Source organism: Microcystis sp. M53603_WE2, from assembly GCF_030065435.1.
This window is the reverse complement of record NZ_JASJFF010001024.1, coordinates 1-5835: the sequence shown is the minus strand read 5'-3', so window position 1 is coordinate 5835 and position 5835 is coordinate 1. Positions and strand designations below refer to the sequence as shown.

Genomic DNA, 5835 nt, shown 5'->3' with positions numbered 1-5835 from the left:
GCTTTTTTCTCCCCTCTCTACAATAATTACTCGCAGCCAGAAATACGTTGGGGACTATCATACTTTGTGCTTTTTGTCAAAAAAACTTTTTTTTTGCAATAAAACTACATAAAAAAAAGATCATCGTTGTGGGTGAAATTGACTCATTTACCTGTCTTAATGAGGATTACCTTCTAGGTGTGGCAACGGTTTCAACCACTGCTGCCCAAAAAAGCACAGAATACCCCATTATGAAATTCAGTAAAATCGCTGTTACCATAATAACATCGTTGTTAAATAAAAATCTTTCTCAATTAATTCTTAAGATTTTATAAATATTGCGGAATGTTAATTTAAATATTCTCAAGTGTTTGCAGTCAATAAATAATTTTTGCTTATCTTTGTCGGAAAATAGAACTCCTGCAAAAATCCAACATCTACCATGGGGTTAGGAGTCAGAAGTCAGGAGTCAGGAGTCAGAAGTCAGGAGTCAGAAGTCAGAAGTCAGGAGATAGGAGACGGGAGACGGGAGATTATTTTTATTTATTCTCCCCACACCCGACACCCGACACCCGACACCCGACACCCGACACCCGACACCCGACACCCAACACCCGACACCCGACACCCCACTTCCCACTCTATTTTAATTTGACTGCCATAATTGCCAAGCTTTAACGAGATTTCCCCCCATCAAGGCAGCCACTGCATTTAAAGTCTTAATTTCCTCACTATCGGGATTTAATTGTCTAGCTTTATCTAAGACTTTTTGGGCTGCTTGCGGTTGCCAATCGTAGAGATAAATAAAACCCTGATAAGCATAATGATAGGGATTATGGGGGTCAATTTTAATCATTTCCTCCGTGGCTTTTATTGCCCCTGCCACATCCTGTTGTAGTACCTTAGAAATTGCTAATCCGTAGGCTAAAGATAATTTATCGGGGGGGTTTTGTTGCTGTAAACGATAGGAAAAAGCCTTGTCTGCTTGCAGCACATAATCCTGAATCGAATCGTATTGATTGATACGATTAGTTAACTCAAAAATTGGCTCAATACCCGTTAATCCTTGACCAATATTAGCAGACTTTAAGCGCAATTGGGTCACTAAATCTAATTGGGGCGTTGCTAACTTGGGAACTTGAGGATCGATGGTAATTTGAGCATTAGTTTTAATTGGATAGGTTTCGCCAGTTTCCCGATTGAGATAGACAGCAGATAAGCGATAAACTCCGGGGGTTGCTGCCGACTGCATGGCGGTTTTTTCAGTGACTTCAAAACCTTTTTGTTGCTCTTCTGGAGTTAATTTTTCTGCCATTAATCCCCCCATAGCAATACCATGATCGTGCATCCAATAATCCTTACCGTCCACTTCTTGCCAGGTTAAAATTACTATCCCTGACTTTAATTGTTGCCAGTCTCCTGCCCATTTATAAACCACGGGAATGGGTTGATTAGGAGAAGCTTTTTCGGCAAGGGTAATCTCTCTTAATTCCACCCGTTTTGGCGCATTTTCAAGGGGGTTAACCGTGACGGAAGGATATATTTTTCGGTGTAGGGACAGGGTACTATCATCCGGTAGCTGCCAAGTTTTTTCCACTTGGAAATCTGGTCCAGTGGCGACTCGATTAACAATTTTTTTCTGGACATCGGGGACGGAACCCTGTTCACCAGTTTTAGTTAAAAACCAATCTAAAGAATTGACATCCTTTTCGATATCTTCTTCCCGAACTCCCACCTGTCTGCCGGCAACCTGGGAATTATGTTTACCACCGTAGAAAGAGAAAGTATGTTGATTTAATTCGGGGGTGGAAGGTAAAACCCCTAGAGTGCTGCGAAGATAGGGAGAATCGGCTAGAATCTCTTTAACTACTTCTTCCTGTTGCCAGCCGGTTTTTAAATAGGGATGGTGTTGTAATTCGGGACTGAAAACGTTAGTAATTAGCTCTCCCCCCAAGGGAAATAAATTTAAGCTGGTGAGGATAGCGGCAATAGTTATCGTTCCCCAACGGATACCAGGGGCAAAACGACCACGCCAAGATAATAAACCAACGGATAAAATTAAGGATAAAGTCGGTAAAAGCGGCAAAATATAACGAGCATCTTTATTGATATTTAGGGATGATAATAGGTATCCCCCCAGCAGAAAAACTCCTAACCAAATCCACACAGGACGATTAACCTTATCTTCGGTTTTTCTATGACGTAAGGAGATTAATAATCCCACCACAGGAACTAATAACAATACCCAAGAAAGAAAATAGGGTAAAACTTGGGCGTAAAATGTCCAGGCATCTGGACTGGTAAGAGGCGGATCTCCCTCCAAAATCGCCGAATCTACCGTGGCACGTTTGCCCGCGGTTAACATTAATAACCAATTCGTCCGATACCAGGGAAACATTAGCAATGCTGCCGTCAAAAAACTCAGCATTAATTGCGCTAGATTACCCCAACGTTTTCGCCGGAGATTTTCGCCCAATACCCACAAAATCGGTAAAAAGAGGAAAAATAGGGCGGTTTGTTTGACTAACATCCCTAAACCGCAAGAAATCCCGAAAGCGATCGCTTTTAGCCAGCCTTGACCACTAAATCGCCACCATGTCAAGCATAAGTAGGAAAACGTTACAATTGCCGCTAAGGGAAAATCTAAGAGATATTCGAGGCGATAATAGTATAAACCCGGGAGAAATTGACAGATTAAGACCGCCCAGAGTGCTACAGTCCCATTAAAGAGGATAATTCCCAATCCGTACACAGAAAAGAGCAGTAGGGCGCTATAGATAGCCATTACCCACATACCCGCATCAAGGCTAATACCAAAGAGATTAAAGAAGGGAATCGTTAAAAGATAGGTTAAAGGGGGAATTTTCGGGGACATTAGCCATAAACCGCGCCACCAATCCCCATCAAACCAGCGCGGATTTTGGAAAGCTTGGCTATAGATAATCCCACCGTTGAGATAATCGGCCTGATCCCAAGCAGGAATAGTATGATCGAGACTAAACCAGAATCTATCGACTAATATCCCCAATATCCAAATAATACTGACAATAATTAATCCCTGTCTCCCCTCTAGCGATCGCTTCAAAATGACTTCTCCCTAGTGCAACTCTCAATTATTCTGCCACGCTCTCAAGCGCCCCTGAAAAAATCGCCAGCAAGAAACACCAGACCGATCAGGGTAAAATAAAGATTTAGTGAAAAATTGTAACAGGAACTTGACAAATGCGAGTGGTGATCGTTGGTGCAGGGTTAGCGGGAATGGCAACAGCTATCGATCTGGTCGATGCGGGCTGTACAGTAGAAATCTTAGAATCTCGTCCCTTTGTCGGTGGAAAAGTCGGTAGTTGGGTAGATGCGGACGGTAATCACATCGAGATGGGCTTGCACGTCTTTTTTGGTTGTTACTATAATCTTTTTGAGTTAATGAAAAAAGTGGGCGCTTTTCAATCCCTACTGCTCAAAGAACACACCCACACTTTTATCAACGAAGGGGGAAAAATCGGCGAATTAGACTTTCGTTTCGCCGCGGGTGCGCCTTTTAACGGTTTAAAAGCCTTTTTTACCTCCTCCCAACTCTCAGCAGCCGATAAAATCTTTAATTCTCTGGCCTTAGGTACAAGTCCCATTGTCCGCGGTCTGATAGACTTTCAAGGAGCGATGAAAACGATTCGGGATCTGGACTCGATTAGCTTTGCCGATTGGTTTCGTAGCCATGGCGGTAATGAAGGCAGTTTAAAAAAAATGTGGAATCCGATCGCCTACGCGTTAGGATTTATCGATACGGAAAATATCTCGGCCCGTTGTATGCTGACGATTTTCCAATTTTTTGCCGCTAAAACCGAAGCTTCCGTCCTGCGGATGTTAGAAGGTTCCCCCCACGAATACCTGCATAAACCGATTATTAACTATCTGGAGGCCCGGGGTGCCAAAATCTCTACCCGTCGTCAGGTGCGGGAAATTCTCTATTCTGGAGAGGGCGAAAATCTGCAAGTTAATGGCATGATCGTCGCTAACGGAGAAACCACGGAAACTATCACCGCAGATGCCTATGTTTGCGCTGGTGATGTCCCCGGTATTCAGCGTCTTATTCCCCAAGATTGGCGAAAAATGCCGATTTTTGACAATATTTTCCGACTAGAAGCCGTCCCCGTCGCTACGGTACAATTGCGTTTTGACGGTTGGGTGACGGAGTTAAATGATGCCGAAAAACGCCGACAACTGCAAAAAGCGGTGGGAATTGACAATCTTTTGTACACCCACCAAGCGGATTTTTCCTGTTTTGCAGATCTTGCTCTCACCAGTCCTAGGGATTATTATCGCCCCGGAGAAGGTTCTTTATTACAGTTGGTTTTAACCCCCGGGGATCCTTTTATTAAAGCTAAAAATGAAGATATCGCCCAGCACGTTTTAGCGCAAGTCCACAAGTTATTTCCCTCCTCCCGGGAGTTAAAGATGACTTGGTTTAGTGTGGTGAAATTAGCCCAGAGTCTCTATCGGGAAGCACCTGGTATGGATGTCTATCGTCCCTCGCAAGCGACTCCTATTGCTAACTTTTTCCTGGCTGGCAGTTATACCCAACAGGATTACATTGATAGCATGGAAGGAGCCACTTTATCGGGTAAACAGGCAGCCAAAGCGATCCTACAACAGGCCGAGCGCCGGAAATCTTTAGCCACGGTTTGAGCAAACAGCCAGCAATCTCCTCCCTTGAGAAGGGATTGCCTCTAAACTTGTTTTCAGTGGCAAAAGATAACCGCTATAGCTAACTTGGCAAGTCAGCCCCTCAGGCCAAGCTATACAAAAAAGACCGATCAAGCTAGACTCGTAAAAAGATCACTCCATCTAGAAGGCTTACCCTAGACTGGAAAGAACGTCGGAAAAATCTCGTCAGAAATAGGAGTCAATCGAGTTTATGCCAGAGCTTGCTGTACCATTAGAGCTTGATTTCACCAGCGAAACCTATAAATCAGCCTATAGTCGCATTAATGCCATCGTTATTGAAGGCGAATACGAGGCCAATAGCAATTATATTCAATTAGCAGACATCCTCACCGATAACAAAGAAGAGTTACACCGTCTGGCAAAAATGGAAAACCGTCACATGAAAGGTTTTCAAGCTTGCGGCCGAAATTTGCAAATCACTCCTGATATGGATTATGCCAGAGAATTCTTTTCCTCTCTGCACGAGAACTTCCAAATTGCCTACGCAGAAGGTAAAGTTGTCACCTGTTTATTAATCCAATCTTTGATTATCGAAGCTTTCGCGATCGCTGCCTATAATATTTATATTCCTGTTGCTGATCCTTTTGCTCGTAAAATTACTGAAGGCGTAGTTAAAGACGAATATTTACATCTCAATTTTGGCGAAGAATGGCTAAAAGCGAACTTTGAAACCGCTAAAAAGGAATTAGAAGCCGCAAATCGAGCTAATCTTCCCATTGTCTGGAGAATGCTCAATCAAGTCGAGGATGATGCTCGCGTCCTCGGTATGGAAAAAGAGGCCCTCGTGGAAGACTTTATGATTAGCTACGGGGAAGCTTTAAGCAATATTGGTTTCAGCACCCGTGATATTATGCGGATGTCTGCCTACGGATTAACTGCTGTCTAAACCTTGAGCGTCGAGATTTCCTGTTTTTCCCCTGCTGCCGCTCAACACAGAGCGGCTCTTTTGTGTATTATATTTAAGAGTCTTAACGATTTCTTAGCAATATCCTAATTTTTATCTAGTGCCATCTAGTCTAACGAAAGAACAATCAATGTTTGGTCTTATAGGTCATCTTACCAGTTTAGAACACGCCCAATCGGTCGCCGACGATCTAGGTTATCCTGAATATGCTAACCAGGGATTAGATTTTT

General features: G+C 43.3%; 4 protein-coding genes. 3 read left to right on the top strand and 1 reads right to left on the bottom strand.

Annotation, left to right across the window (positions count from 1 at the left end):
- Positions 1-421: 421 nt before the first annotated feature.
- On the top strand, positions 422-634 hold the full coding sequence (locus PX481_RS21565; RefSeq protein ID WP_288095915.1) for a hypothetical protein: 213 nt from the start codon (positions 422-424) through the stop codon (positions 632-634).
- On the opposite strand, the gene PX481_RS21560 is transcribed toward PX481_RS21565, so the two are convergent.
- The gene (locus tag PX481_RS21560) at positions 626-3064 is read right to left on the bottom strand and encodes a glycosyltransferase family 39 protein (protein ID WP_288095912.1); all 2439 of its coding nucleotides are present in this window, start codon (positions 3062-3064) and stop codon (positions 626-628) included. The genes PX481_RS21565 and PX481_RS21560 overlap by 9 nt on opposite strands.
- A 137-nt stretch (positions 3065-3201) precedes the next feature.
- Here PX481_RS21560 and zds point away from each other — a divergent pair, with 137 nt between their 5' ends.
- Positions 3202-4662: a 9,9'-di-cis-zeta-carotene desaturase gene (gene zds / locus PX481_RS21555; protein WP_288054702.1), complete on the top strand. Its 1461-nt coding sequence runs from the start codon at positions 3202-3204 to the stop codon at positions 4660-4662.
- A gap of 229 nt (positions 4663-4891) precedes the next feature.
- The gene (locus PX481_RS21550; RefSeq protein WP_288095909.1) at positions 4892-5587 is read left to right on the top strand and encodes an aldehyde oxygenase (deformylating); all 696 of its coding nucleotides are present in this window, start codon (positions 4892-4894) and stop codon (positions 5585-5587) included.
- The last annotated feature ends 248 nt before the right edge of the window (positions 5588-5835 follow it).